At 72.0% G+C, this 26,710-nt stretch carries 24 protein-coding genes; 14 read left to right on the top strand and 10 right to left on the bottom strand.

Annotation, left to right across the window (positions count from 1 at the left end; genetic code table 11):
• Position 1 precedes the first annotated feature (1 nt).
• From LJB74_RS02250 to LJB74_RS02240, 3 genes are all read left to right on the top strand, one after another.
• The gene (locus tag LJB74_RS02250) at positions 2–835 is read left to right on the top strand and encodes an aminoglycoside N(3)-acetyltransferase (RefSeq protein ID WP_259307003.1); all 834 of its coding nucleotides are present in this window, start codon (positions 2–4) and stop codon (positions 833–835) included.
• Entirely contained in the window at positions 832–2,937 is a 2,106-nt protein-coding gene (locus tag LJB74_RS02245) for an ATP-dependent DNA helicase (RefSeq protein WP_259307002.1), read from the top strand. Before LJB74_RS02250 ends, LJB74_RS02245 begins: the two co-directional genes overlap by 4 nt.
• Positions 2,938–3,025: 88 nt before the next feature.
• Complete coding sequence (locus LJB74_RS02240) at positions 3,026–4,039, top strand: L-lactate dehydrogenase (protein WP_396125106.1); 1,014 nt, start codon at positions 3,026–3,028, stop codon at positions 4,037–4,039.
• 9 nt (positions 4,040–4,048) lie between these two features.
• On the opposite strand, the gene LJB74_RS02235 is transcribed toward LJB74_RS02240, so the two are convergent.
• Complete coding sequence (locus tag LJB74_RS02235; protein WP_259307001.1) at positions 4,049–5,002, bottom strand: LysR family transcriptional regulator; 954 nt, start codon at positions 5,000–5,002, stop codon at positions 4,049–4,051.
• An 81-nt stretch (positions 5,003–5,083) separates the two neighbouring features.
• Here LJB74_RS02235 and LJB74_RS02230 point away from each other — a divergent pair, with 81 nt between their 5' ends.
• Complete coding sequence (locus tag LJB74_RS02230) at positions 5,084–6,127, top strand: aminotransferase class V-fold PLP-dependent enzyme (RefSeq protein ID WP_259307000.1); 1,044 nt, start codon at positions 5,084–5,086, stop codon at positions 6,125–6,127.
• A gap of 53 nt (positions 6,128–6,180) precedes the next feature.
• Here LJB74_RS02230 and lexA read toward each other — a convergent pair whose 3' ends face one another.
• Positions 6,181–6,966: a transcriptional repressor LexA gene (gene lexA, locus LJB74_RS02225; protein ID WP_259306999.1), complete on the bottom strand. Its 786-nt coding sequence runs from the start codon at positions 6,964–6,966 to the stop codon at positions 6,181–6,183.
• Positions 6,967–7,404: 438 nt separating this feature from the next.
• Between lexA and LJB74_RS02220 the strand changes: the two genes are divergently transcribed.
• Together LJB74_RS02220 and nrdR are read left to right on the top strand one after the other, a co-directional pair.
• Complete coding sequence (locus LJB74_RS02220; protein ID WP_259306998.1) at positions 7,405–7,689, top strand: LysM peptidoglycan-binding domain-containing protein; 285 nt, start codon at positions 7,405–7,407, stop codon at positions 7,687–7,689.
• 303 nt (positions 7,690–7,992) lie between these two features.
• The gene (gene nrdR, locus LJB74_RS02215; protein ID WP_259306997.1) at positions 7,993–8,493 is read left to right on the top strand and encodes a transcriptional regulator NrdR; all 501 of its coding nucleotides are present in this window, start codon (positions 7,993–7,995) and stop codon (positions 8,491–8,493) included.
• A 96-nt stretch (positions 8,494–8,589) separates the two neighbouring features.
• Here nrdR and LJB74_RS02210 read toward each other — a convergent pair whose 3' ends face one another.
• Both LJB74_RS02210 and LJB74_RS02205 read right to left on the bottom strand, forming a co-directional pair.
• Positions 8,590–10,293: an AMP-binding protein gene (locus LJB74_RS02210; RefSeq protein WP_259310253.1), complete on the bottom strand. Its 1,704-nt coding sequence runs from the start codon at positions 10,291–10,293 to the stop codon at positions 8,590–8,592.
• Positions 10,294–10,414: 121 nt separating this feature from the next.
• A complete protein-coding gene (locus tag LJB74_RS02205) occupies positions 10,415–11,458 on the bottom strand; it encodes an aldo/keto reductase (protein WP_259306996.1) in 1,044 nt (347 codons plus the stop codon).
• An 84-nt stretch (positions 11,459–11,542) separates the two neighbouring features.
• Here LJB74_RS02205 and LJB74_RS02200 point away from each other — a divergent pair, with 84 nt between their 5' ends.
• Positions 11,543–12,187, top strand: coding sequence for an HAD hydrolase-like protein (locus tag LJB74_RS02200; protein ID WP_259306995.1), 645 nt, complete (start codon positions 11,543–11,545; stop codon positions 12,185–12,187).
• Positions 12,188–12,318: 131 nt separating this feature from the next.
• Complete coding sequence (locus LJB74_RS02195; protein WP_259306994.1) at positions 12,319–12,516, top strand: DUF5302 domain-containing protein; 198 nt, start codon at positions 12,319–12,321, stop codon at positions 12,514–12,516.
• 106 nt (positions 12,517–12,622) lie between these two features.
• Here LJB74_RS02195 and serA read toward each other — a convergent pair whose 3' ends face one another.
• Positions 12,623–13,834 (bottom strand): phosphoglycerate dehydrogenase, encoded by a 1,212-nt coding sequence (gene serA / locus LJB74_RS02190; RefSeq protein WP_259306993.1) that lies wholly within the window; start codon positions 13,832–13,834, stop codon positions 12,623–12,625.
• A gap of 94 nt (positions 13,835–13,928) precedes the next feature.
• Here serA and LJB74_RS02185 point away from each other — a divergent pair, with 94 nt between their 5' ends.
• Positions 13,929–14,819, top strand: a complete 891-nt coding sequence (locus LJB74_RS02185; protein WP_259306992.1) for a peptidase — start codon at positions 13,929–13,931, stop codon at positions 14,817–14,819.
• A gap of 30 nt (positions 14,820–14,849) precedes the next feature.
• On the opposite strand, the gene LJB74_RS02180 is transcribed toward LJB74_RS02185, so the two are convergent.
• Positions 14,850–17,171 (bottom strand): AAA family ATPase, encoded by a 2,322-nt coding sequence (locus LJB74_RS02180; protein WP_259306991.1) that lies wholly within the window; start codon positions 17,169–17,171, stop codon positions 14,850–14,852.
• Between the two features lie 253 nt (positions 17,172–17,424).
• Here LJB74_RS02180 and LJB74_RS02175 point away from each other — a divergent pair, with 253 nt between their 5' ends.
• Both LJB74_RS02175 and LJB74_RS02170 read left to right on the top strand, forming a co-directional pair.
• On the top strand, positions 17,425–18,366 hold the full coding sequence (locus LJB74_RS02175) for a proteasome assembly chaperone family protein (protein ID WP_259306990.1): 942 nt from the start codon (positions 17,425–17,427) through the stop codon (positions 18,364–18,366).
• 256 nt (positions 18,367–18,622) lie between these two features.
• Positions 18,623–18,826 (top strand): cold-shock protein, encoded by a 204-nt coding sequence (locus tag LJB74_RS02170; RefSeq protein ID WP_259306989.1) that lies wholly within the window; start codon positions 18,623–18,625, stop codon positions 18,824–18,826.
• Between the two features lie 84 nt (positions 18,827–18,910).
• On the opposite strand, the gene LJB74_RS02165 is transcribed toward LJB74_RS02170, so the two are convergent.
• Positions 18,911–19,825, bottom strand: a complete 915-nt coding sequence (locus LJB74_RS02165) for a spermidine synthase (RefSeq protein WP_259306988.1) — start codon at positions 19,823–19,825, stop codon at positions 18,911–18,913.
• Positions 19,826–19,918: 93 nt separating this feature from the next.
• Here LJB74_RS02165 and LJB74_RS02160 point away from each other — a divergent pair, with 93 nt between their 5' ends.
• The 3 genes from LJB74_RS02160 (at position 19,919) to LJB74_RS02150 (ending at position 22,235) form a co-directional block, all read left to right on the top strand.
• Complete coding sequence (locus LJB74_RS02160; protein ID WP_259306987.1) at positions 19,919–20,383, top strand: SAV_6107 family HEPN domain-containing protein; 465 nt, start codon at positions 19,919–19,921, stop codon at positions 20,381–20,383.
• A gap of 131 nt (positions 20,384–20,514) precedes the next feature.
• On the top strand, positions 20,515–21,801 hold the full coding sequence (dinB, locus tag LJB74_RS02155; RefSeq protein ID WP_259306986.1) for a DNA polymerase IV: 1,287 nt from the start codon (positions 20,515–20,517) through the stop codon (positions 21,799–21,801).
• Positions 21,802–21,839: 38 nt separating this feature from the next.
• Entirely contained in the window at positions 21,840–22,235 is a 396-nt protein-coding gene (locus LJB74_RS02150) for a DUF3040 domain-containing protein (RefSeq protein ID WP_259306985.1), read from the top strand.
• On the opposite strand, the gene LJB74_RS02145 is transcribed toward LJB74_RS02150, so the two are convergent.
• Genes LJB74_RS02145 through LJB74_RS02135 form a run of 3 tightly spaced genes read right to left on the bottom strand, consistent with a single transcriptional unit; the run spans position 22,180 to position 26,632 of the window.
• Positions 22,180–24,372, bottom strand: coding sequence for a DUF3488 and transglutaminase-like domain-containing protein (locus tag LJB74_RS02145; RefSeq protein ID WP_259306984.1), 2,193 nt, complete (start codon positions 24,370–24,372; stop codon positions 22,180–22,182). The two genes, LJB74_RS02150 and LJB74_RS02145, sit on opposite strands and share 56 nt — an antisense overlap.
• Complete coding sequence (locus LJB74_RS02140; RefSeq protein WP_259306983.1) at positions 24,369–25,619, bottom strand: DUF58 domain-containing protein; 1,251 nt, start codon at positions 25,617–25,619, stop codon at positions 24,369–24,371. Before LJB74_RS02140 ends, LJB74_RS02145 begins: the two co-directional genes overlap by 4 nt.
• Entirely contained in the window at positions 25,619–26,632 is a 1,014-nt protein-coding gene (locus LJB74_RS02135; RefSeq protein WP_259306982.1) for a MoxR family ATPase, read from the bottom strand. The genes LJB74_RS02140 and LJB74_RS02135 overlap by 1 nt, the downstream gene beginning before the upstream one ends.
• Positions 26,633–26,710: the final 78 nt, after the last annotated feature.

Raw genomic sequence — 26,710 nt, 5'->3', positions numbered from 1 at the left:
GGTGCCTGCCTCGCCGTCCCCCGCCGTGCCCGAGCTCGTCACGGAGAGCTCGCTCGTCCGTGACCTCACGTCGCTCGGTCTTCGGCCCGGGTCGACGGTGCTGGTGCACACCTCGTTGTCCTCGCTCGGGCACGTGGTCGGCGGCGAGCAGGTGGTGATCCAGGCGCTGCTGTCGGTCGTCGACGGGGGGACCGTGGTCATGCCCGCGCAGTCGTGGCAGCTGTGCGATCCCGCGTACCTCGCCGGTACCGCGTCCGTCGACCACGAGGACGCGATACGCGCCCACCTTCCGGCGTACGACCCGCGCAGGACGCCGACCCGGACGATGGGTCGCGTGGCGGAGCTGTTCCGGACCTGGCCCGGGGCGCAGCGCAGCGCGCACCCGCACCGGTCCTTCGCAGCCCTCGGGCCGGACGCCGATCGGTTGCTCGCGCGGCACGACCTCGACTCGCCCGTGGGCGAGCGCTCCCCGCTCGCCGCGCTGTACGAGGCTGATGCCGACGTGCTGCTTCTCGGGGTCGGCTTCGACAAGTGCACCGCCCTTCACCTTGCCGAGGACCGCGCGCACCTGCCCGGGCGGGCTGTCGTGGCCAACGGGGCCCCGATGACGTCGGAGGGCAGACGTGAGTGGGTCACCTTCGACGAACCCGTCGTCGACGACGCAGACTTCCCGGCCGTCGGATCAGCGTTCGCGCGACAGAGTCGCGAGCTTCGCGCCGGGGTGGTCGGCGCGGCGTTCGCGCGACTGGTCCCTGTCCGCCCGCTGGTGGACTTCGCCGCGAGCTGGTTCCGGACCCACCGGTCGGCGGCGCCCGACGGATCGCGCGACCGGTGACGGATGCGGAGCGGGCCGAGGAGACGGGGTCGGCGGCGCAGGACAGCATCGATGCGCTGCTCGACCTGGCGGTGGTCGCGCTCGGCGGTCAGCGTCGGGACGGCCAACACGAGATGGCGCGCGCGGTCACGGCGTCCATCGACGCCGGTGAGCACCTCCTCGTGCAGGCCGGTACCGGAACCGGGAAGTCGCTCGGCTACCTGGTCCCCGCGGTGCGTCACGCGGTGCTCGCCTCGGAGCGCGTCGTGGTGTCGACCGCGACCCTCGCGCTCCAGCGGCAGGTGATCACCCGCGACCTCCCGCTGGTCGCGGCCGCGGTCGCGCCGCGGCTGCCTCGGCCCCCGGTCATCGCCCTGCTCAAGGGCTGGCACAACTACCTCTGCCTCCAGAAGGTCGCCGGCGGGTACCCGCCGGACGAGCCGGGCACGCTGTTCGACCTCGCGAACGCGTCGGAGCACGCGGGCGCTGCGGACCACCCGGCGGCCGATGCGAGATCGGCGGCGGGTCCGGCCGCCGATCTGGGCGCACAGGTCGTGCGACTGCGGGAGTGGGCCGAGGAGACGGCCACCGGGGACCGTGACGACCTCGTCCCCGGTGTGACCGACCGCGCCTGGCGCCAGGTCTCGGTGACGGCTCTCGAGTGCCTCGGTACGCGGTGCCCGATGCTCGACGAGTGCTTCCCGCAGCGTGCTCGCACGCAGGCGAAGGAGGCGGACGTCGTCGTCACGAACCACGCGATGCTCGGGATCGCGGCGTCGGGCTCTCCCCACGTCCTGCCGGAGCACGAGGTGCTCGTCGTCGACGAGGCGCACGAGCTGACGGAGCGGGTGACGGCGCAGGCCACGGTGGAGCTCTCGGTCGCGAGCCTCGAGCACGCCGGCCGACTCGCGCGTCGGCAGGGTGGTCTCGCGACCACGGACCTCGACTCCGCGGCCGCGGCCCTGGGCGCTGCCCTGATCCACGTACCGGAGGGGCGACTCGCCCACGGCCTTCCCGACGAGGTCCGTGATGCCGTCTCGGCCGTCCGCGACGCCGCCCGCACCCTGGTCAGCGCGCTGCGGCCGGAGCCGGGGCCCGGCCGCGCGGGGACCGAGGGTGCCGACTCCACGGGTGGGGTCCGGATGGCTGCCGCGGCGATGCTGGCGGTGTTCGAGATCGCCGAACGGATCGCCGGGGCACCGGCCGACGGCACCGGCCCGGACGTTCTCTGGTGCTCGCGTGCCGAGGGGTCCAACCGTCGGGACGCCGGCATGCCCCGGTTGCACGCAGCGCCGTTGGCCGTCAACGGGCTGATCCGCAGCCAGCTCCTCGCGGGCCGGTCGACGGTGCTCACCTCCGCGACCCTTGCCCTGGGCGGGTCGTTCGACGTGGTCGCGCGTTCGGTCGGGCTCGAGCGCCAGGCGAACGCGTCGTCCGCCGAGGAGCCGGCGATCCGATGGCGCGGGCTCGACGTCGGCAGCCCGTTCGACTACGCGCGGCAGGGGATCCTCTACATCGCGACCTCGTTGCCCCCGCCGGGGCGCGAGGCGACCACGGAGTCGCAGCTCGACGAGATCGCGGAGCTCATCACCGCGGCGGGTGGACGCACGCTGGGTCTGTTCTCGTCGCGGCGGGCGGCGCTGACGGTCGCGGACGCGATGCGCGAGCGGCTCGACGTCCCCGTCCTCGCGCAGGGGGACGACCAGCTCCCGACGCTCGTGCGGGCGTTCGCGGACGACGAGCCGACGTGCCTGTTCGGCACCCTCTCGCTCTGGCAGGGGGTCGACGTTCCCGGCCCGACGTGCCGACTCGTCCTGATCGACCGGATCCCGTTCCCGCGGCCGGACGACCCTGTCCGCTCGGCACGCGCAGACGCCGCGAACGCGGCCGGTGGTAACGGGTTCATGGCGGTGTCGGCGGCGCACGCCGCGCTGCTCCTCGCCCAGGGTGCCGGTCGGCTGATCCGGACCACGGAGGACCGCGGCGTGGTCGCCGTTCTCGACCCGCGCCTCGCGACGGCACGGTACGGCGACTTCCTCGCCCGGTCGTTGCCACCGTTCTGGCGCACGACGGATCGCGCCGTCGCGCTCGCGGCCCTACGTCGGCTCTCGGCACTATCCTGAACGCGATGCAGGCCCGTAGCGGGTGATCCCGGTACGGGCCTGTCACCATCGAGGCGTCCGCCGGCGCTCCCGACCGAGAGGCACCCCCGTGAGCGAGACCAACGACTCCGACGAGCTCGGCCTGAACCCACCGCCGCACGATCCTCGCGTCGACCGCCGCACGACCAAGCTCGCTGTGGTCGGCGCCGGTGCGGTCGGATCGACCATGGCATACGCGGCGCTGATGAGGGGCGCGGCGCGGACGGTGGCGTTGTACGACATCAACGCCGCCAAGGTCGAGGCTGAGGCGCTGGACCTCGGGCACGGCATCCAGTTCATGCCGATGGCCGAGGTGATCGGGTCGGACGACATCGCCGTGTGCGCGGGTGCCGACGTCGTGGTCGTGACCGCGGGCGCCAAGCAGAAGCCGGGGCAGTCCCGGATCGATCTGGCGGAGGCCACGATCTCCCTCGTCGGGAAGATCCTCCCGTCGCTCGTCGAGGTGGCTCCGGATGCGGTGTTCGTGATGGTGACGAACCCGGTGGACATCGTCACGTACGCCGCGCTGAAGATCTCAGGCCTGCCGCCGCACCAGCTGTTCGGCTCGGGCACAGTGCTGGACTCGTCGCGCCTGAGGTATCTCGTGGCGCAGCGGTGCGGCGTCGCGGTCCAGAACGTTCACGCGTACATCGCCGGGGAGCACGGGGACTCCGAGCTCCCGCTGTGGAGCTCGGCGTCGATCGGCGGGGTCCCGCTGCTCGACTGGCGCGGGCCCGGTGGGGCGTCGGTGCTGGACGAGGCCGCGCGTGACGAGATCACCCACGAGGTCATCGACTCCGCGTACCGGATCATCGCCGGCAAGGGCGCGACCAACTACGCGGTCGCGCTGGCCGGGTCGCGCATCATCGAGGCTGTCCTGCACGACGAGAAGCGGGTGCTGCCGGTCTCGTCGTTGCTCGAGGACTACTACGGGATCTCGGACGTCTGCCTGTCGGTGCCGGCGATCGTGGGCCGCAACGGGGTCGGCGAGCGGCTGGAGGTTCCGCTGTCGGCGCGCGAGCTGGGCGGGCTGATGCGGTCGGCGGAGACGATGCGGACGATCTCGCGCCGCTTCGGTCTCTGACGCGTCGGCTCAGGGCCCGCCGGTCGGTTGACGTCGGGCCGGCGGCCGGACCAGCGGTCCGGAGGTGATCTCCCGCGCGGCGACGGCCAGCGCGTCGACAGCCGCGCGGACGGCCGGCACGCGGGCGAGCGCCGGGGTCGTGACGGCTTCCACGAGCCTCGTCGCAGGGCGCACGGTCCGGACGACGCGGGTCCCGGGTGGGTGCGTGGCGAGGAGCGCGAGCCCGGGGAGGGTCGCGATGCCCAGACCCGTTGCGACGAGCGCGAGGACGGTCACGTAGTCGTCCGTCGCGAAGTCGATCTGCGGGTCGAACCCCGCGTCGCGGCAGGAGTCGAGCAGGGTCGTGCGGCACTGCGGGCACCCGGCGATCCAGGTCTCTGCGGCGAGGGAGCTGAGCTCGATGGGCTCGTGGACGTTGGGCCTGTCCTGTGTGACCACGGCGACGAGCTCGTCCTCGAGCAGACCGACGGCGACCCGCTCGGGGTCACCGATGCTGTCGGCCGGACGGAAGGTCACCGCGACGTCGCAGCGCCCGGCGTCGAGGAGGGCGAGCGCCTGCGGGGGCTCGGCCTCGGTGAAGCTGATCGTGAGACCGGGATGTGCTGCGCGCAGCGCCGCGAGAGCTCGGGGCATCACGGTCGCGGCAGCGGACGGGAACGCGGTGAGCCGGATCCGGCCGGCCCGCAGGCTCGCCACCGCGGCCACCTCCTCGACCGCGGCATCGAGCGCCTGGTCGACGCCGCGGGCGTGCCGGGCGAGGACCGCGCCGGCATCCGTGAGCCGTACCGTCCGGCCGTGACGCACCACGATCGGTGTCCCGAGCAGCCTGTCCAGCGCGCGGAGCTGTTGACTCGCTGCGGGTTGGGTGATGCCCAGGAGGCGCGCTGCTCCCGTCACCGACCCTTCGCTCTCGATCGCCCGGACGAGGCGGAGACCGGCGGCGTCGAGGCGGCGTCTGGTCACGACACAAGCATAAGCGCACTGCATGGGACACGGAGATAGACGCCCTTGTTCTCATGGATTGATCGACGCCATGCTCGGGACATGACCAGCCTGGAGACTCTTCGTTCCGAGTTCGATCGCCACCCGGGGTACCTCGACGCGGCGTCCGGAGGCCGTGGCGCACGACGGGTCGTGGCAGACATGACCGCGAACCTCACGGCGTGGGCGGCCGGGACGGCCGGACCGGCGACCTACGACGACGCCGTGGCGCGTGCGCGGGCTGCCTATGCGCGGATCGTCCACGCCCCGGTCGGCGCGGTGGCCATCGGCACCCAGGTGTCGGTCATGGCGTCGCTGCTCGCCGTCGCGGTCCCGGACGGGGCCGAGGTGCTCTGCGTCGAGGGTGACTTCTCCTCGATGGTCTTCCCGTTCCTCGCTCATGCCGACCGGATCGTCGTTCGGCACGTCGCGCTCGACCGGCTGGCCGAGGAGATCGGACCGCGCACCTTCCTCGTCGCCTTCTCGCTGGTGCAGTCGGCGACGGGGGAGGCGGCCGACGCCGAGGCGGTCGTCGCGGCAGCGCGGGCGGCGGGTGCGCTGACCTTCTGCGATCTCACACAGGCCGCGGGCTGGACGCCGGTCGACGCGACGATGTTCGACGCCACGGCGTGCGCGGCGTACAAGTGGCTCACCGCGCCGAGGGGGACAGGCTTCCTCACGGTCGGGGAGCACCTGCGCGATCGACTCCGCCCGATCCACGCGGGCTGGTACGCCGGCGGTGACGTGTGGGAGTCGTGCTACGGGCCGACGATGGCTCTTGCGGGGGATGCGCGACGCTTCGACGTCTCGCCCGCCTGGCCGGTGTGGATCGGCGCCGCGACCGCGCTGGAGCTGTTCGCCGGGGTGGACATGACTGCGGTGCGGCGCTGGGACGTCGACCTGGCCGACATGTTCCGTTCTGCCCTGGGTCTGGGACCTGGTGACAGCGCGATCGTCTCGTTGCCCGACCCGTTCGGCGACGCGCGCGGACGACTCGCCGCGGCCGGGTGCACGGTCGCCGGTCGGGCGGGCCGGGTCAGGCTCTCGTTCCACGTCTGGAACGACGCGGAGGACGTCTCCCGTGCGGTGGGTGCGCTCCGTTCCTGAAGTGCTGACGCCGCGCGCCTGAGGCCTGGACGGTTCGCAGGAGAGACCTGGTCTCAGAGGCTGCGCAGGACGCTCACGACGCGACCGAGGACGAGCGACTCGTCGCCGGGGATCGGGTCGTACGCCGGGTTGTGCGGCATCAGCCAGACGTGCCCGTCGCGACGCCGGAACGTCTTGACGGTGGCTTCGCCGTCGATCATCGCCGCGACGATCTCGCCGTTCTCGGCCACCGGCTGCCGCCGGACGACCACCCAGTCCCCGTCGCAGATGGCCGCATCGATCATCGAGTCACCCGCGACGCGGAGCAGGAAGAGGTCGCCGTCGCCGACGAGCTGGCGCGGCAACGGGAACACGTCCTCCACGACCTGCTCCGCGAGGATCGGACCGCCGGCGGCGATCCGGCCCACCACCGGGACGTAGGACGGCGTCGGCGTACCGTCGCGCGGTGCGAGGGCCTCCTCGCCGAGGGTGCCCAGCTCGTCGGGGCGCGACCACGGCTGCCCGGCGAGCGGGGTGATGGCGCGCGAGTCGTCAGGGTGCATGACCTCGATCGCGCGTGGGCGGTTGGGGTCCCGACGCAGGTAGCCCTTGCGCTCGAGGGTCGTGAGCTGGTGCTTGACGCTCGACGGGCTCGTGAGCCCGACGGCGTCGCCGATCTCGCGCATGCTCGGGGGATACCCGCGGCGCTCGACCGAGCTGCGGATCGTGTCGAGGACGAGACGCTGACGCGGTGTCAGGCCGTCGGCGTCCGCGGAGCCGTCCGGGAGGGCGTGGACGGAGGCGATCGACGCCTCCGCCTGGTCCGGGTCTCCGCCCGCGGGGGTCTCGCGTCTTGCCATCCCGGTCTCCTTCTCCCGCCGCTGGTGCCCGCCTGCGCGTACCGGTCGGTCATCGGTGCTGACCTGCCGGACGAGCTGCCCTGCGCGGGGTGTGTCAGTGGCTCGTGATCCGCTGTCCTCGGTTCGAGAGCCTAGGGCGGAACACGGTCCGGATCAAACAGGTGTTCGAGCGTGTCTCGACAAATGTCGGCGCGTGGTGGTAGACCTTCGTACAGATGTACGTCGTACAGGTGTTCGACTATGGAGATGCTGACCCCCATGGGGTTGCGGAAGGGACCGACGATGAGCGCTGTGGTGACTTCGCCTCGCATCGTCCGGACGGACGCCACGACTCGGCGGACGACGTCTCGACGGCCGGGGGTCGAGAGCGGCCCCGCACCGTCCTCGCGTGGTGAGCGGGGCGCGGCGTCGCGTGAGGCGGCCGCACCTGCTGCGCGGATGAGGTTGACCGCCCGCGGCCGACGTGTGGGAGGGCTGATCGCCCTTCTGGTGGTCGGAGTCTTCCTGCTGGCCGGTCGAGCGGCGGCGGCGGACGACAGCGGCCCGCTCCAGGTCGAGCTGTACACGGTGGCGTCGGGTGACACGCTCTGGCAGATCGCCTCGCGCGTCACGACCCCCGGGGAGGACGTCCGCGACGTGGTGCTCCGCCTCGAAGAGCTCAATCGGATGTCGTCGGTCGACCTGCGAGCCGGCGAGCAGATCCTGATCCCTGCTCTCTCGTGAGAGTCGCTGTCGTGCGAGTGTCGCGGCGTCATGAGCGTGCACGCGTCTCCGCGACCGGCTGTGACGGCCCGGGCGGTCGGGCCGAGCTCCGCATGGTGACGATCTGCGCTGCGCCCCGGACGTACGGTCTTGCGCGCCGACGCTGCTGGTCCTAAGGTCAATCAACATCTTGTGGTCAGCGATCGATCGTGCCCCCAGATAGAGGATCTCGCAGGTGCATGCGGAGATCACGGCGCATGGTCGGGAGCCTCGCGGAGCGCGTCGCCCAGCGGCGTGCCGCGACGACGGAGTGAGGGGCTTTCGGTGCACTGTCCGTTCTGTCGGCACGGGGACTCGCGCGTGGTGGACTCACGGACGTCCGACGACGGGTCCTCGATCCGTCGACGGCGTCAGTGCCCGGAGTGCAATCGTCGGTTCACCACGGTGGAGACCGCGAGCCTGTCGGTCGTCAAGCGATCCGGAGCGACTGAGCCTTTCAGTCGCGAGAAGATCGTGAACGGGGTACGCAAGGCGTGCCAGGGGCGCCCGGTGAGCGAGGACGACCTCGCCCTTCTCGCTCAGCGCGTCGAGGAGACGCTTCGCAGCAACGGAAGTGCCGAGCTGGACGCGTATGAGATCGGTCTCTCGATCCTCGGGCCGCTCCGCGAGCTGGACGAGGTGGCCTATCTCCGGTTCGCGAGCGTCTACCAGGCGTTCAACTCGCTCGAGGACTTCGAGGCGGCGATCACCGTGCTGCGGTCGGAGCGGGATGCGGAGGCCGGCTCGGACGGCCGTGCCGTGAGCGAGGGAAGCGGGAGCGCGTAGCACCGGCGATCGATGCGCGGCCGAGGGAGCCGGCACGGAACGTACCGGAACGGTGGCCGACCGGGTCGTCCGGCTCGGACGACCGCGTCGCTCACCTCAGACGACCGCCGTGGCCGGGCTCGTCAGCTGGTCGCGCACGACGCGGCGCAGGACCTTGCCGATCGCTGAGCGCGGTAGCTCCTGCAGGATGACCAGCTCGCGCGGCAGGGCGTACCGGGCGAGATGCTCCGCACCCCACTCGCGGATCGCGGCGAGATCGACGCCGGTGGCTCCCGTGGCGAGGACGACCGCAGCGACGACCTTCTCGCCGAGGTCTCCGCCCGGCATGCCGACGACGGCGACGTCCGCGACGCCGGGCATGAGCCGGAGCCGGTCCTCGACCTGAGACGGGTACACCTTGAACCCACCCGTGACGATCATCTCCTTGGTGCGGTCGACGAGGCGCGTGAAGCCGTCCTCCTCGACCACGACGACGTCGCCCGTGCGCAGCCAACCGCCGGGGAGCAGAACCTCGGCGGTCTCCTCCGGTCGGTGCCAGTAGCCCGTGAACACCTGGGGTCCGCGAACGAGGAGCTCGCCGCGCTCACCAGGAGCGACGTCGACGGACGAGTCGTCGACGTCCACGACGCGCATCTCGGTGCTCGGGAACGGCAGTCCGAGCATGCCGGGGCGACGTTGCGCGGAGCAGGGGTTGCCGAGGACCACCGGCGAGGTCTCGGTCATGCCGTAGCCCTCGATCAGGAGGCCGCCGGTGACGCGTTCCCAGAGCTCGGCCGTCGCTGCAGGGATCGGCATCGCCCCGGCGATGCCGAGGCGGATCGAGCTCAGGTCGACGTGGCGTGTCTCGGCGAGCTGGGCGAGCCGCTCGTACATCGGCGCCACACCCGGCATGAACGTGGCCGGGTGGCGTCGCTGGCTGGCGAGGACGGCCTCGGCGTCGAACTTCGGGAAGGCGACGAGCGTGGCACCGACGCGGGTGGCGAACGTGAGGCAGAGCGTGAGGCCGAAGGCGTGGAAGAACGGGAGCGCCCCGATGATTCGCTCCTGGCCTGGCCGGACGCCGGTCCACGCGGCGCCCTGAAGTGCGTTCGCGACCAGGTTCCGGTGGGTGAGGACCGCGCCCTTGGGGGTGCCGGTCGTCCCTCCCGTGTACTGCAGCAGGGCGATGTCCGCCGAGCGGGGTTCCGGGTGTTCCGCCGGCATCGGCGTGGCGTGCGCGAGGACGTCGTGCCAGCGGAGGGCGCCGGCCGGCGTCGTGCCGCAGAGCGCCGCACGGACGTCGCGGGCGCGGGAGACGGGGAGCCGAAGGGCAAGTCGCTTCATGAACGGAAGATCCCGGCTCACGTCCACCGAGAGGACGGTGCGCACCTGTGTCCGTTCGCGCACCTCGAGCACGCGTGGGGCGGTCTTCTCCCAGCTCACGACGACGGTCGCACCGCTGTCGGCGAGCTGGTGGGCGAGCTCGCTCGCGGTGTACAGCGGGTTGTGCTCGACCACGACGGCGCCGATCCGCAGCACGGCGTAGAAGGCGACCACGTGCGACGTGCAGTTCGGGAGAGCGATCGCGACGCGGTCACCGGGCTGGACGCCGAGCGCGAGCAGTGCCCCTGCGGCGCGGTCCACCTGCTCGGCGAGCTCACGGTACGTCGTGGTGCGTCCCTCGAAGTCGACGGCGACGCGGTCGGGGAGGTCCGTCGCGGTCCGCGCCAGTGCGCGCGTGACGGGCTCGTCCGGAACCTCGATGTCGGCCGGGACGTCGGGGGCGTAGGACGCAAGCCAGGGGCGGTCCGTATACGGCATCACACGTCCAGCCTAACTTACGGGACCGTAAGTTACCAGGCGGTAACAAGAAGCCGGAGCGAGCCTGGCGTCGCGCCGCTCGTCGACCGTGCCGGCCCGTTCGACAGTGCCTCGGCGCCGCTCACAGATCGCTCGACCGAGGCGCCCAGATGTTGATGCCCGCGTCCACCGCGTGGTCCTCGATCTCGGCGAGCTCCTGCGGCGTGAGCGAGAGGTAGTCCAGCGCGGCAAGGTTCTCGTCGAGCTGGGTGGGGCTGCTGGCGCCGAGGAGGACGGCCGTGATCCGTTCGTCGCGCAGCGCCCAGGCCAAGGCCAGCTGCGCGAGGGTCTGGCCCCGACGTCGTGCGATGGCGTCGAGGGCGCGGACATGACCGAGGTTCTCCGGGCTGAGGAAACGACGTTGCAGCGAGCCGTCCCGCGCCGCCCGGGATCCGGCCGGGATCCCGTCGAGGTACCGGTCCGTGAGCATGCCCTGAGCGAGCGGGGAGAACACGATCATGCCCAGGCCGACGTCGCCGACGACGTCGAGCAGTGACCGGCCGCTCACGTCGGGCCGCTCGATCCAGCGGTTGAGCATCGAGTACGACGGCTGATGCAGCGTGAGGGTGAGGCCGAGCTGTGCCGCCACGGCCAGGGCCTCTGAGGTCCTCCGGGCGGAGTACGACGAGATGCCTGCGTACAGCGCTCGTCCCGAGTCCACTGCGGTCTTGAGGGCGCCGAGTGTCTCCTCGAGCGGGGTCGTGGGGTCGTACCGGTGGCTGTAGAACACGTCCACGTGGTCGAGACCCAACCGGCGGAGCGACTGGTCGAGCGACCGCAGGAGGTACGCCCGCGACCCGCCCTCACCGTACGGACCGGGCCACTGCCGGTAGCCGGCCTTGGTCGAGATGACGAGCTCGTCGCGGTACGGGCGGAGATCCTGGGCGAGCATGCGGCCGAGCGACGACTCGGCCGAGCCGGGCGGCGGGCCGTAGTTGTTCGCCAGGTCCAGGTGGGTGATCCCACGGTCGAACGCGTGGAGCACGATCTCGCGTTGACGGTCGTACGGGTCGCCCTCGCCGAAGTTCTGCCAGAGCCCGAGCGAGATCGCCGGGAGACTCAGCCCGCTGCGGCCCGCACGTCGGTAGGGGATCGAGTCGTAGCGGTCCGCTGAGGCGACGTGCATGGCACGACGGTACGCCGGTGCGTCCGGGACGGCAGTCGTGGACCGCGGCGCCGGGCGCGTCGAGAGAGGAGGTAGGTTCACCCGGTGCGCTTCGACCACGTCCTGCTCGACCTCGACGGCACCGTGACAGACCCGTACGTCGGGATCACCGGCTCCTACCGGTACGCACTGGCGCAGGTCGGTCGTCCGGTGCCGGACGACGTGGACCTCTCCTGGGTCATCGGGCCCGGGATCGTGGACAACCTGGAGCGCCTCGGGGTGCCCGCGTCCGAGGTCGACGCGGTCGTGGCCGCGTACCGCGAGCGACACGTCGCGGTCGGCCTGTACCAGGCGGTGGTCATCCCGGGCATCGAGGCACTCCTGGCAGAGCTGGTCGCGGCGGGTGCGGCCCTCGCACTCGCGACAGCGAAGCCGGAGGACCAGGGTGTCGAGACGCTCAGGCACTTCGGGCTCGACACGCACTTCACGGTGATCGGCGGCATGCGGCTCCCGGTGACGAGGACCAAGGGCGAGGTCGTCGCCGACGTGCTCGAGCGCGTCGGTGCCACGGACCGCTCACGTGCGGTCATGGTCGGCGACCGCCGTCATGACGTGGAGGGCGCCCACGAGAACGGGCTCGTCGCGATCGGGGTCGGGTGGGGGTTCGCCGCCGCCGACGAGCTCGAGACGGCGGGTGCGGACCACGTCGTCGGGACGGTCGAGGAGCTGCGAACCCTCCTGCTCGGCTGATCGGCGGACGCCGTCGACGAGGCCGCGGGCACGGTCGCGCGATATCGATTGGCGTCCACGAGCGTGAATGGTCAGGCTAGTGCCGAGGCCGTCGACCTTCGGCCGTCACGCACCGATCAGGAGGCATCACCATGGCGCAGCAGGATGACGAGCACGCCGAGACGGCACCGGCTCAGGACGCCAAGGCGAAGTTCCGGGAGGCCCTGGACCGCAAGAACGCGGCCGCGCACCGGACTGCTGACGGTCAGCGGAACACGGGCAACGTCCATGGCCCCGAGACCACGGGGCCGTCGCAGCGGACGTTCCGGCGTCGCGCAGGCTCGGCCTGAGTCCACGGTGCCCGCGCGGACCTCGCGGCAGGCCGCACGGGCTCGGGGAGATGTGCGAACGCGCCCGGTGCCAGGCACCGGGCGCGTTCGTGCGCGTGCCTGAGGTTCAGGACAGGACGCGCAGGCGGATCGACTGCGGGTGGCCGGTCAGCGCCTCCGCGACCGACTCGGCGACCGCGGGGTCGAGCCCGGAGTCGGCGTCCGTGACGACGTAGCCGATCTCGCCACGGGTGGCGAGCAGCTGGCCCTCGATGTTGACGTCGTGATCGGCCAGCATCGCGTTCACCGCGGCGAGGACACCCGGGGTGTTGTGGTGCAGGAACGCGAGGCGATGGGCACCGGACGCCTGGTCGAGTGCCAGGTTGGGCAGGTTGACGCTGAGCGTCGTCGACCCCGTCGTCAGGTAGTCCCGGAGCTTCGTCGCGACGAAGCGGCCGATCGCCTCCTGGGCCTCCTCGGTCGAGCCGCCGGTGTGCGGGGTGAGGATGACGTTCGGGAGCCCGATCAGGTCGGACTCGAACGGGTCGCCCTTGCGCTTGGGCTCCACCGGGAAGACGTCCACCGCTGCGCCGGCGACGTGACCCGAGAGCACCGCCTCCCGCAGTGCGGAGTAGTCGACCACGAACCCACGGGAGAGGTTGAGGAAGATCGACCCCGGCCGCATCCGCGCGAACTGCTCGGCGCCGAAGAGGCCGGCGTTGCCGCTCCGTCCGTCGACGTGCAACGTGACGATGTCGGCGGCGTCGAGCAGCTCGTCCATCGAGCTCATCCGGCGGGCGTTGCCGAGCGCGAGCTTCTCGGACGTGTCGTAGAAGACGACCGACATCCCGAGGTTCTCGGCGAGCACGGAGAGCTGGGTCCCGATGTTGCCGTAGCCGATGATCCCGAGCGTCCGGCCACGGACCTCGTGCGCGCCGATCGCGGACTTGTTCCAGATGCCCTGGTGCATCTCACGGTCGAACACCGTCAGACGACGGGTCAACGAGATGATGTCCGCGAGAGCGATCTCGACGACCGACCGGGTGTTCGAGAACGGCGCGTTGAAGGTCGCGACACCGCGTCGTGCGGCGGTCCCGAGGTCGATCTGGTTGGTGCCGATGCAGAACGCCCCGAGGCCGATCAGGTCGGGCGCATGCTCGAGCACGCGTGCGGTGACCTGGGTCTTCGACCTGATGCCGAGGAGGTGCACCCCGTCGAGCGCGGCGATCAGCTCGTTCTCGTCGAGTGCACCGGTCCGGTTGACCACCTCGATCCCCTGGGCGGTCAAGATCTCGGTGGCGAGCGGATGGAGGTTCTCGAGAAGGAGGGCGCGTAGCACGCCCCTATGGTGCTCCCGCACCGGGCCAGGTCCCAACTGAGTTCCGTCCCTCGGACGGCCCGCCTCCGGGCGGTCGCGCTGCCAGACTGGTGCGGTGATGCCGATGTCGCGCCGTCGACGCAGGGACACCGCCGTCCCTGCGTGGCAGACGGGCGTCCTCGTCCCCGGTCCTGTGCCTGCCGCGCGGCGTCGTCCGCGCGTCAACCGGTTCCTCCTGGCGATGCTGGTCCTCTCGGTCGTCGCGCTGCTGTGGACGACCGGTGTGCTGACCGCGGTGCTCGACATCAGCGGGCCCCGGAACGTCCTGTGGCTCGACGGACGCGTGACGGTCGTCCCGGCGGGGTCGCCGGACGGGCAGCGGCTGCTCCCGGCCGTCCCGGTCACGACGACGGGCTCCTACGCGTTCGAGTACACGGCGCCGGACGGCAGCCCGGTCGGGTACGACCCGTGCCTCCCGATCCGGTACGTCATGCGGACGACCGGTGCCCCCTCCGAGGCCGACGCCCTGGTCGCCGACGCCGTCGCCTCCATCCAGGCGGCCACCGGGCTGTCCTTCGTGTCCCTCGGGACGACCGACGAGCCTCTGGTCGACGACCGCCTGCCCATCCAGCCGCGGTACGGCAGCGGGTGGGCGCCGGTGCTGTTCGCCTGGTCCGACGCGACCGACTCACCCGATCTCGCGGGCGAGGTGGTCGGTCTCGGTGGTTCGAGCGTCGTCCCCGCACCTCGCGGAGACCGCTCGTTCCTCGCCGCCGGACGCGTCCTGCTCGACGCCCCGGACATCACGGCGATCCTCGGTCAGCCCGGCGGCTACCAGCGCGCCCGGGCGATCCTCACGCACGAGCTCGCGCACGTCGTTGGGCTCGATCACGTCGACGACGCGACCGAGCTCATGGCGCCGCGAGCGGGCACGGTGACCGAGCTCGGCCCAGGCGACCGGGAGGGGCTGGCGCTGATCGGCCAGATCAGCTGTGCCGACTCGTGAGCACTCCTGGCCGACCATGAGGTGCCCCGATCAGGTGTGGTCCGCGAACCCGTCGGGAAGTGGCGCGCGGTGCACGACACGCAGCTGGCGCGTCGGCCTCGTCATGGCGACGTAGAGGTCACCCGCGCCGACCTCGAGGACGTGGGCGGGCTCGACCAGGACGACGACGTCGAACTCGAGCCCCTTGCTCTGCCGCGGTGTCAGGAGGGTCACGGCGGCGTCGAGGTCCACGCCGCGCCCACCCTGCGACGCCCGCGTGAGCGAGCTGAGCCAGGCGTCGGCGTCGACGGCGGACTGGACCGCCTCGAGATCGGGCGACGTGCCGATCACCGCGACGCGACCCGCGCCGGTGCCGTCGGCCACGGACTCCAGGGCCGCACGCACATGACGCACCACCGCGTCCGGGAGCGCTGCACCGACGGTGGCACCGGGCCCGAGGTGGTCGATCACGAGCGAGTCGGGTGTCGTCCGCGCCGACGTCACGGTGCTGACCGGGAGGTCCGCGGCGCGTGCCATGCGTTGCGCTGCATCGGCGATCACCGCCGGCGTGCGGTAGTTCACCGTGAGCTCCGCGAGTCGCCAGGACTGCCGGAGCACGGGGTCCAGGCTCGCCCGCCAGGAGTGCGCCCCCGCCGACGAGGAGGTCTGGGCGACATCGCCGACGACGGTCATCGACCGGGTCGGGACCCGGCGCAGCAGCATGCGCCACGCCATCGCGGAGAGCTCCTGTGCCTCGTCGACGACCACATGGCCGTAGGTCCACGACCGGTCGGCGGCCGCGCGCTCGGCCGTCGTCAGCACCGGCCCGGTGCTCGTGAACCGGTCGGCGAGGAGCTCTGCCGAGACGATCCCGTTGCCCCCGGTCGACTCGAGCACCTGACGGGCGTACTCGAGCTCCCCGGCACGACGTTCCGCATCGGCGTGCGCCAGCGCGCGCGACGCCTGGTCGTCCTCGCCGAGCAGCTCCGCGGCCTCGTCCAGGAGCGGGACGTCCGACTCCGTCCACGGCGATCCGGGGGCTCGGAGCAGGAGCGCCCGCTCCTCGGGTCGGAGATCAGGGGCCGCGGCCTCGAGGCGGTGAGGTCGGCTGAGCAGGTCGTCGACGAGCTTCTCCGGTGTCAGGGGCATCCAGGCGAGGTTGAGTGCGATCCGGACCTCTCGGGTCGTCCGGAGCTCCTCGATGATCTCGCCGCGTTCCTCCGGTGCGATCGGGTACCCGAGCTGACCGACGTACTGCTCGGCGAGCCGGTGCAGCATCTCGCGCACGAACGTCACCCGCGCGAGGTTGTGGGGCCGGGGGTGCCGACGTGTCCGGTTCATCGCTGCCTGGATGTCCGTCGGACTGATGACGATCGTTCGCCCGTCGACCCGGACCACCGTCTCGTGCTGCGGGACGCGTTGCCGTTGCCGCACCGCGCGCTCGATCACACGCGCCATCGTGAGCCGTCCCTTGAGCGCGGTGGTGGCAGGGTCCTCCTCGCCGCGGGCCGACACCCCGGGGAACAGGTCGGCGATCGTCGTCGTGACGACGCCGGTCTCGCCGAGCGACGGCAGCACCTGGTCGATGTAGTGCAGGAACGTGCGGCTCGGCCCGATCAGCAGCACGCCGGAGCGCTCGAGCAGCCGTCGGTGGGCGTAGAGCAGGTAGGCGGCCCGGTGGAGGGCGACCGCCGTCTTCCCGGTGCCGGGGCCACCCTGGACGACGAGCGTCCCGGCGAGCTCGGACCGGATGATCGCGTCCTGCTCGGCCTGGATCGTCGCGACGATGTCGCCCATGTGCCCGGTCCGACCGGCCGCGAGCGCCGCGAGGAGCGCTCCTTCTCCCGAGAGGCCCGCCAGGACCGCACCTGCTCCGGGGGTCTGCGCACCCGAGTCGTCGACCAGCAGCGAGAGGTCCAGCACCTCGTCCTCGACCCCGGTCACGGTCCGACGGCGCGAGACGAGGTGACGTCGCCGCCTGACCCCGTCCGGGTGCGCCGACGTCGCCCGGTAGAAGGCCTGGGCCGCGGGTGCCCGCCAGTCGGTGAGCAGCGAGGTGTGGTTCTCGTCGTTGAGCCCGATGCGACCGATGTAGTGCGCGGAGTCGTCGACGAGGTCGAGCCGACCGAACGCGAGCCGGTCCTCGACGGCCTCGAGCTGAGCGAGGCGGTCCTCGTAGAGGGTCGCGAACGCGTCGCGCTCGCTCCGGTTCTGCGGCGAACCCGACGGCCCGGTCCTGCGGACCGCGCGCAGGCGCTCGCGGGTCTGCGCCCGCAGGCCGTCGAGTCGTGCGTAGAGCACGTCGACGACGGCCTGCTCTGCCTCGAGCTCCTGCTGCAGCCGCCCCTGCACATCCGCGTCCCTGCCTGTCAACCGATCGCTCCCGCTCGTGGATGTCGCGCATGACCCCTGCACGCGGCAGAGGGTTGACCATTATCCGACACCGGAGGTCGTCGCGGCACCTGAACGGTCGGTGAGCTCGGGCACGACCGGCGGGTGTCGGGCCGCTCGCCCCGTGCGGGCGGAATGTCGGGCCCTGCCGCATGCGTTACACGACTCGCGGGACAGATCCCGCGAGCGGCGTCGTCCGCCGACCCTTGCCGCCCGTTGCACCGGAGGATGAACCATGCGTGACCCGAACCTGATCTACGAGGTCGACGAGGACGTCGCCGCCGAGCTCCAGCAGAGCTCCGAGGAGCAGGCGGGCGTCGGCCCGGTGCTCCTGCACGTCGTCAGCGGCTTCGTCGACGCCGGCGGAGCCGGGCAGGTCGCGACGGACCACCTCCGGGAGACCTTCGGGTCCCGACGGCTCGCGACGTTCGACGTCGACCAGCTGATCGACTACCGGTCGCGTCGGCCGATGATGGTCTTCGACTCGACGACCTGGAGCTCCTACGCGGAACCGGAGCTGGTGCTCGATGTGGTGTCGGACGCAGCGGGCCGGTCGTTCCTGCTGCTCCACGGCATCGAGCCCGACGTCCAGTGGGAGCGCTACGCGGCGGCCGTCCGGCAGCTCGTCGAGCGGTTCGACGTGCCGCTGACGATCGGGATCAACGGCATCCCGATGGGGATCCCGCACACCCGCCCGTTGTCGTTCACCGCGCACGCCACCCGTGCCGAGCTCGTGGCGGACCACGTGTCGTGGCTCGGGACCGTGCAGGTGCCTGCGAGCGCGGCGTCGCTCGTCGAGCTGCGGCTCGGCCAGTCCGGGCACGACGCGATGGGCTTCGCGATCCACGTCCCGCACTACCTCGCGCAGTCCTCCTACCCGCAGGCGAGCATCACCGCGCTCCAGGCGGTCGAGCGGGCGACCGGTCTCGAGCTGGACGTGAAGGCCCTCGAACGCCCGGCTGCTGACGCCCTCGCGGAGATCGAGCGGCAGGTCGAGGGCTCCTCCGAGGTCGGTGCCGTGGTGCGGGCGCTCGAGCAGCAGTACGACGCGTTCACGGACGGGCGGGCCCGGTCGAACCTGCTGTCGGACACCTCGGAGATCCCCACGGCGGACGAGATCGGGGCGGAGTTCGAGCGGTTCCTGGCGCAGCAGGGCGGCGACGACAGCGCCCGGTAAGGCCGCGCGCAGGTACGTCGTGAGCGTGACCGGACGGGTGCACTTCCGCGAAACGATGGCGCTCGAACCCTCGAACATGCCAAGATCGAGCGTGTTGCAGTGACGAACTGACGCTTGACCGGCGCCACGACAGGCAGTGGCACCTCCAGCCCGTTCGGGTTGGTCCACCCGGTGCAGGACGTGGGACAAGGCATTGCGGCACGACGCCACGGTGCTGTGCCTGGCGTCGCCACCGGATGGACAGAAGGACTGGAACATGGCACAGGGTGCTGTCAAGTGGTTCAACGCTGAGAAGGGCTACGGGTTCATCGCCCAGGACGACGGCGGCGCCGACGTCTTCGTCCACTACTCGGCCATCGACACGCAGGGCTACCGCTCTCTCGACGAGGGGCAGCGCGTGGAGTTCGAGATCACCCAGGGCCCGAAGGGTCCCCAGGCGGAGCAGGTCCGCCCGCTCTGACTCGGAGCGCTGGTCCTCGAGCATGCACGGAGGCCGCGTCACCCACTGGGTGGCGCGGCCTTCGCGCGTCGGCGACGCGTCGGCTCATGGGCGCACGGTCTCGGCAGGTGGCGAAGGGTCCTCGAGGACCGGGGCGGTCGCGGCGAAGGCCACCAGCTCGGTGCCGTGCACGACGTGCGCGGGGACCGGCAGCGACCGGAGCTCGCGTGCGACGTCGGCCCGCCCGAGCAGGGCCTCGGCACCGGGCGACGAACCCCTCGTGATGCCGGCGATCACGAGGTTCCCGTACCTGCGCCCGCGGAGCTGGCCCGGTTCTGCGACGAGGGCGACGTCTGCCATGACCGCGAGTGCGGTGGCGACCTCGGACCGGGCCTGCGCCAGGGGCGGTCGGTCGGCGCAGTTCGCGAGGTAGAGGCCGCCGGGCCGGAGCACGCGGGCCACGTCGTGCAGGAACTGTCGGGTGGTGACGTGCGACGGGGTGCGGTCGCCGGCGAAGACGTCGCGGACGACGACGTCGGCACTCGCGTCCGGGAGCAGGCGAAGCACCTCTCGCGCATCGCCGGCGCGGATCCGGAGCGCGGGGGATCGGGGCAGCGAGAACCATGCCCGCACGAGCTCGGCCAGGGTCGGGTCGAGCTCGATGGCCGTCTGACGCGAGCCGGGACGCGTGGCGTGGACGTGCCGGGCGAACGCGCACCCGGCGGCACCCAGGTGGACCACCGAGAGCGCGGTGGCAGGCGGGGCCGCGTGCGCGACGAACACCGCCATCTGCTGCATGTACTCGAAGTCGAGGCGTGCCGGGTCGTCGAGGTGCAGCGAGGAGCTCGGGACACCGTTGACGACGACCGTGACCGACCGAGGGTCGTCGCGGTCGCGCTGGAGCTCGACGGTGCCGGTGCTGATCGCCACCGGTCCGGCGGGCCACGCGGGCTCGCGTGTCAGTGGTCGGGTCGACAGTGGTCCTGGGAGCCGGGACGGGCGGACGGAGCGATGTGCCACGGCACCACGGTAGACACCGTGCCGCCGCCCCTCCTCTTGACTCCTTCGAACAGGTGTTCGAGACTGGTGTCGGGGAGACACGGAGGAGGAGAGATGAGCGAGCGCCAGGTCGTCCGGTCACGGTCACGCACCGCCGCCGGTGCGACGAGCGTCGGGTCGGCCGCGTCCGTTGCGCTGCTCGCGCGCTCAGATGCCGAGCTCGTCGCCGCGCAGTTCGCTCCCGAGAGCTGGGAGCGGTTCGGCCATGCCCATCTGGCAGCGCTGCGAGCGGCCGCCGCCGTCGTCGCCTTCCACGGCCGCCCGTCGGGTCGCCGGGCTCCGCGGACCGTGTGGGAGATGCTCAGGGTCGTGGCACCGGAGCTGAGCGACTGGGCGGACCGGTTCGCAGCAGGGGCCGGGACGCGGACGGCGATCGAGGCCGGGCGGTTCGATGCGGTGACGCCCGAGAGCGCGGAGTCCCTGCTGTGCGACGCGGAGGACTTCGTCGACGAGGTCCGGCGGATCCTCGCGGACGGCACGTCAGAGCACGGCGCCGTCCTGGCGCTGCGTGCGTCGTGACCGACCGTCGTCGGTGCGGATGCACCACAGGAGGACGTGCCGTGACGCGAGTGGCGAGGGGGGGCGCGCGCCCGCAGGACGGTGGGTCCGCTCACCTGGCTGCCGGCTCTCCGGTCTGCCGGAGGTCCTCCGTGAGCAGGGGCCCACGGCCGTCGTCGTCCCGGCGCAGCTGGGGGACCGACGAGGACGGCTGCTCGATCCTCCACGTCGACATGGACGCGTTCTTCGCGTCCGTCGAGCTCGCCCGTCGACCGCAGCTGAAGGGGCTGCCCGTGATCGTGGGCGGTTCCGAGCGGGCTGTCGTCCTCGCAGCGACCTACGAGGCGCGCGCCTGGGGGATCCACTCGGCGATGCCGATGACGGTCGCGCGGCGGCTGTGCCCCCAGGCCGTCGTGATCCCGCCCGACATGTCCGCCTACCGTGAGGTGTCACGGTCGGTCATGGAGATCCTCGGTGACGTCACCGCCGTCATGGAGCAGGTGAGTGTCGACGAGGCCTTCCTCGACGTGTCGGGCGCGCGGAGGCGGCTCGGCAGACCGACGGTGATCGCCGAGAGGATCCGGTCGGACGTGCGCCGTCGGCACGGGATCGGCTGCTCGGTCGGCATCGCGAGCACGAAGTTCGTCGCGAAGATCGCGTCGGGACATGCGAAGCCCGACGGCGTGATGCTCGTCCCGCGAGACGCGACGGTGGCCTATCTTCGTGAGCTCCCGGTCGGCGCTCTGTGGGGGGTGGGTGAGCGAACCGAGGCCGCTCTCGCGCGTTGGGGCATGACCACGGTGGCCGACATCGCCGACAGCGATGTCGCGACCGTGCAGCGCGCCGTCGGGCGCGTGGCAGGAGCGCACCTGCACGACCTCGCCTGGGGGCGTGACCCGCGCCCGGTGAGCCCGGTGCGCAGGGAGAAGAGCGTCGGTGCGGAGACGACGTTCGCCCGGGACGAGCACGACATGGGGCGTGTGCAGACGGCGGCGCTCGACCTCACGGACAGGTGCGCGAGCCGGCTTCGTGAGCTGGGTCTGGTCGCGCGCACGGTCTCGGTGAAGGTGCGGACGAGCGACTTCCGCACGCTCACCCGGTCACGCACGCTGCCGACGCCGAGCGACGTCAGCCGAGAGCTGTACCTCACCGTGCGGGACCTGCTGGCAACGGTGGACCTCGGTGGTCTTCCCGTCAGGCTGGTGGGCGTGCGGGTCGAAGGACTCGCTGCGGCGTCGGAGCGGATGAGCCAGCCGACGCTGGACGAGGCGTTGGCCCTGACGGACGACGACACGCATGCGGCCGGACGAGGTGCGGACCGCGTGGTCGATCTTGTCCGGAGCCGCTTCGGACGAGGTGCGATCGCACCGGGATCGCTCGCGGCGGTCGGGCGCTCAGAACTTCCGACTACCATCAGTCCTACGCTCGATCTATCCTGATCGTGAAGAGTCCCAGTGTGGGAGTGACGGGGGTAGGAATGCCTCTCTCCGAGTACGAGCAGCGTGTACTGGAGCAGATGGAGCGGCAGCTCTCATCTGATGACCCTCGGCTCGCCAACACGCTCACGACTCGGCGGCACCGGGGCGTGAGCCGTTACGTGCTCGCAGGAGTCGGTGCGACGCTCGGGATGCTGCTGCTCGTGGCCGGCGTCTCTCGTCCCGCCTGGTGGCTGGGCGTGCTCGGCTTCGTGGTGATGTTCTCCGCCGTGACGTTCGCCTTCGCCGGTCCCCGGCGCTCCGGCCCGCGCGGTGTGGTTGAGAACGGCAAGGTCCGCGGAGTGAAGCCGGCGCGCAAGTCGGCGTCACGGGGACGCACCTTCATGGCGCGGATGGAAGAACGGTGGGACCGGCGTCGCGAGCAGGGCGACCGCTGACCGCACGGCTGATGGCCGAGGCCACCGCGTCGACGTGCCGACGGAGGTCGACGCCGCCCGGTTCGGCCGGGCGCGGCGCGTAACGAAGGTCCTCGACGGCCGCCGCGAGCGAACGCAGAGCGGCGAGCTCCTCGTCGCTCAGTGCCCCACCCAGCTCGCTGACACGCCGGGTCACCGCCGCGACCACGGCACGAGGCGTGCTCGCGTCGGTCCACTGCACGCCCGCCCCGGACGTCCGTCGCCGCAGGGACGCCCACGCCTCCTCCGGATCGATCGTCGTGCGCCGGCGGTGCCGACGCAGTCCGACGAGGCCGAGCGCGGAACCGAGCAGGACGAGCCCCCCGATCCACGGCCAGCCCGCGGGCCACGACGAGACCGACCCCGTGGCGCCACCAGCGCCGGCAGCAGGTGCGGTCGTCGGAGCGGACGAGGTCGGCACCGGGGCGCTGTCGGCCGTGGCCGACGGCGACGGTGAGGCGGCCGGCGCCGTTCCGGGAGACGTCCAGGCCGGTGCGAGCCCCGTCTGCACGGCCGGTGTGGGCTCGAACCGAACCCATCCGGCGCCCGCGAAGTAGAGCTCGGGCCACGCATGTGTCTGCTTGCCGGTGACGGTGTACGTGGTGCCGGTCGGCTGCCCCGGCAGGAACCCGACCGCGATGCGCGCCGGGATGCCGAGCATGCGCGCCATCACGGTCATCGCGGTCGCGAAGTGGACGCAGTACCCGCGCTTCTCCTGGAGGAAGTCCCACACCGCGTCGTCGGACGTGACAGGGGCGACTGTGGTGTCGTAGGTGAAGTTGCGGGTGTCGCGGAAGTAGTTCTGCAGTGCGACAGCCTGCTCGTACGGCGTCGTCGCTCCGGCGGTGACCCGCTGGGCAACCTCACGAACCGCGGCCGTCCGGCTCGTCAGGGGGACGTCGAGCGCCTCTGCCGGCACGTCGCCGCCTCGCCCCGCGGCCGCGAGCTCGGCGGAGGTCCAGGTCGGGATGCTCGCCGACATCGAGTACGTCAGGCCCGCCGACGTGGTCTGGCGGCCGATCACCTGGTCACGGGTCGCGTCGTACTCCCACCTCCCGCCGATCGTCACCGATCGCGGTGAGATCGTGATCGGCAGGTGCACGTCCTGGAGACGGGCGATCGTGACGCGCACCGCAGCACTGGCCGGTGCCGGCGCGTCCACACCGACGGGAACGAGCTGCTCTCCCGGGACGACGGGGACGAGATCGTTCGCCGGGCTGTCGGGATCGCTCCAGGACCGGCCGTTGAAGTTCGTCATGGTGAACACCCGAAGCGGACCGAGATCGGGTGCGGCCGTGGTGTACGTGAGGATGACCTGACCGGACCGGGAACCGAGATCGGCGCGGAGGTCGAGGTCCGAGCTGATGCGCACGGGCCCGCCGACATCGCCTCCGAGCGTCGGGAGGGTCACGCTCGCCCAGATCGGGAGGTGCGTGAGTGCCGGGGCGACCAGGAGCGTCGCCGCCGCGACCGCGGCGATGTACCGGGCCGTGAAGGATGTCACCCGAGCCCGCTCCGCGAGGCTGTTCGCTGCGTTCGAGCCGGAGGCGGTGCTCGCCGCGAGCAGCAGGAGATAGCCGGTGGCGGAGATGACGAAGGCCCACAGAGGAGCCGGGAGCACGAGCAGTGTCGTCGGCACCCACAGGCCCAGGGCGACAAGGCCGGACCATGCCGGGGCCCGGAGGCCGACCGCGACCGCGTCGAGCAGCAGATACACGGCCAGGGCGCCGGCCACCACGAGCATCTCGATGGGGCGGGACGACGGCATCGGCGGGAAGGAGGCGTTGGCCTGCGTGGCCGCCTCGTGGGCGGTCGCGACCACGCGTCCGAGGGTCCCTGCGTCGAGGAGCAGCTGGGCAGCGCCTCCAGGGCCGCCGTAGCCGAGGAGCAGCCCGAGCGCACTCAGGGCGAGACCTGCGAGGGTCGGCATCGCTGCGTGACGTGAACCGCGGCGCAGCAGCCCGACCATGGCCGCGATGGCGGTGACCGCGGCGAACGCCATGACGATCCAGCGCCCCGGTTCGACCGCGGCGGTCAGCGCCCCCAGCCCACCGGCGACCATCGCCACGCACGCGATCTGCACGACGACGGACCGCGTCAGGCTCGCGGGCGCGTTCACGGGCGGGTCCTGACGAGCGTGTCCCAGGTCTCGGTCAGGTCCGAGGTGGGTGAGGCGAGCGACGTCCACCAGCCCGCGTGCAGGAGCGCGGTGCGGGTGTCCTGGGTCGTCCCGGTCTCGGCGGTGCTCGCGTCGTGGGTGCGGATCACGGCCCAGCCGTGCCCGGGGCCGACGGCTGCGGCGAGGGCGGTGCGCGCCTGGGGCGTCATCGGACCGACCACGGCGATGACTGTCTCCGACGGGTCGTGGGTCGCGAGGACCTCTGCCGCGTCGAGGAGCTGCGCCTCGCCCTGCTCGCTCGTGACCGGCCCTGCGAGGTCGATCGTGGCGTCGAGCAGGCTCGCCACCGCGGCGTCGTTCCGCGGCGGATGGGCATGGACCTGAGTCAGGCGTGGCCCGGCGGTCCCTGGGTCCCCGGTGGGGAGGAACCGCACCGGGTGACCGGACCGCAGCATCGCCAGCGCGATCGACGCCGCGAGTGAGATCGACCACTCGACGCCGACGTCGTCGACCGGGAGATCGAGGAGAACGGTGACCGGCCTCTTGCCCGACCGTTCGTCGTTCCGGACCAGCAGCGTCCCGCGCTTCGCGCTCGAGGCCCAGTGCACGCGGCGGAGGTCGTCCCCCGGGCGGTAGACCCGGAGGGAGGCGTCGTCCGCGGACGGGGTGCGCGCTCCTCGCGCCGCGGTGTCGGGGTCGCTGCTCAGACCACCTGGTGGGACGTCGAGGTCGACCACGCGCGGCCACACGGCGACGTCGACGGCGCGACCGAGGGTCTGCGACCGGGTGAAGAGCCCGAACGGGTCGCCGACGGTCGCGGTGATCGGGCCGATCGGCCACCGGCCACGGCGGGAGGCGTGAACCCCGTAGGCGAGCGCCAGCTCGCGTGGTCGGCGGGTGACCGTCGCGCGGATCGGCTGCCCGTTCGACAGCTCGACCGCCGCGCGTTCACGGAGCCGGAGCCTGCCGAGCTGCGCACGGTGGCCGGGCATCGGGGTGATGTGCACGGTGACGTGCCCGGGCCGGCCGACGCTCAGGGTCGACGGGGTGATCGTGCGGCGGACCTGGAGGTTCCGATGTGCGAGATGGTGCTCGACGGTGGCCGCGACGGCGGACACCACGACGAGCACCACGAGGAGAGCTCCTGCGCGGGCGAGGTCCTCCGACCCGAGTGCGACGGCGACGACGGTGGCGACAGCACCGGCGACCGCAAGAGCCCAGCCGCGCGTGGTCGGCCGGAGATCCATCAGCCGGTGGCCCGCCGGGCGCGCGCCGCGTCGAGCGATCCCGGCGCGTACGTCGGGAGCGGGACACGCGCGACGAGGTCCCGGATGGTGTCGGCCGGCGACCGGCCTGCGAGTCGCGCCTGGGTGCTCGGCAGGAGACGGTGCGCGAGGACCGGCTCGGCGAGGGTCTGGACGTCGTCCGGAAGGACATGGTCGCGCCCGTTGATGGCCGCGAGCGACTTGGCCGCTCGCAGGAGCTGGATCGCCGCGCGTGGCGAGGCGCCGAGCCGGAGGCCGTCGTCCTGGCGGGTCTCCTCGACCAGCGCGACGACGTACCGCTTGACGGCAGGTGCGGCGTACAGGCTGCGCGCGACCGTGATGAGACGGAGGACCGTCGCCGCGTCGGTGACCGCATGGAGGTGGTCGAGCGGGTCGGTCGTCTCCTGCCGCTCGAGCATCTCGAGCTCCGCCTGGGCGCCGGGGTAGCCGATGGCGAGGCGTGCCATGAAGCGATCTCGCTGGGCCTCGGGGAGCGGGTACGTCCCCTCCATCTCGATCGGGTTCTGGGTGGCGATGACCAGGAACGGGCGTGGAAGCGCGTAGGTCGTCCCGTCGACCGTCGTGTGGGCTTCCTGCATCGACTCGAGGAGCGCGGACTGCGTCTTCGGCGAGGCGCGGTTGATCTCGTCGCCGATCACGATGTGGGAGAAGATCGGCCCGGGACGGAACTCGAACTCGTGGGACTCGGACCGGTAGATCGTGACGCCGGTGAGGTCGCTCGGCAGCAGGTCCGGGGTGAACTGGATCCGGCCGACGGTGCAGTCGATGGTCCGCGCGAGCGCCTTGGCGAGGGTGGTCTTGCCGACGCCTGGTACGTCCTCGAGCAGGAGGTGACCCTCCGCGAGGAGGACGGCGACGGTCAGGCGGACGAGGTCGGGCCGTCCGGACAGCACGGTCTCGACGCCGGTCATGATCCGGCCGGTCACGTCGACCAGCTCGTCGAGCTGGTCGGCGGTGGGCGTGGGCTGCAGCAACGGGACTCCTCTGTTCCGACTGCTCCGAGCGTAGATGGTGATCCGTCGAACCGGGAGCGGACGGCCACCCCATCGCGC

Origin of the sequence: Cellulomonas sp. P24 (genome assembly GCF_024704385.1) — a bacterium.
Taxonomy (GTDB): domain Bacteria; phylum Actinomycetota; class Actinomycetes; order Actinomycetales; family Cellulomonadaceae; genus JAJDFX01.
This window is presented reverse-complemented; position numbering and strand designations above follow the sequence as displayed.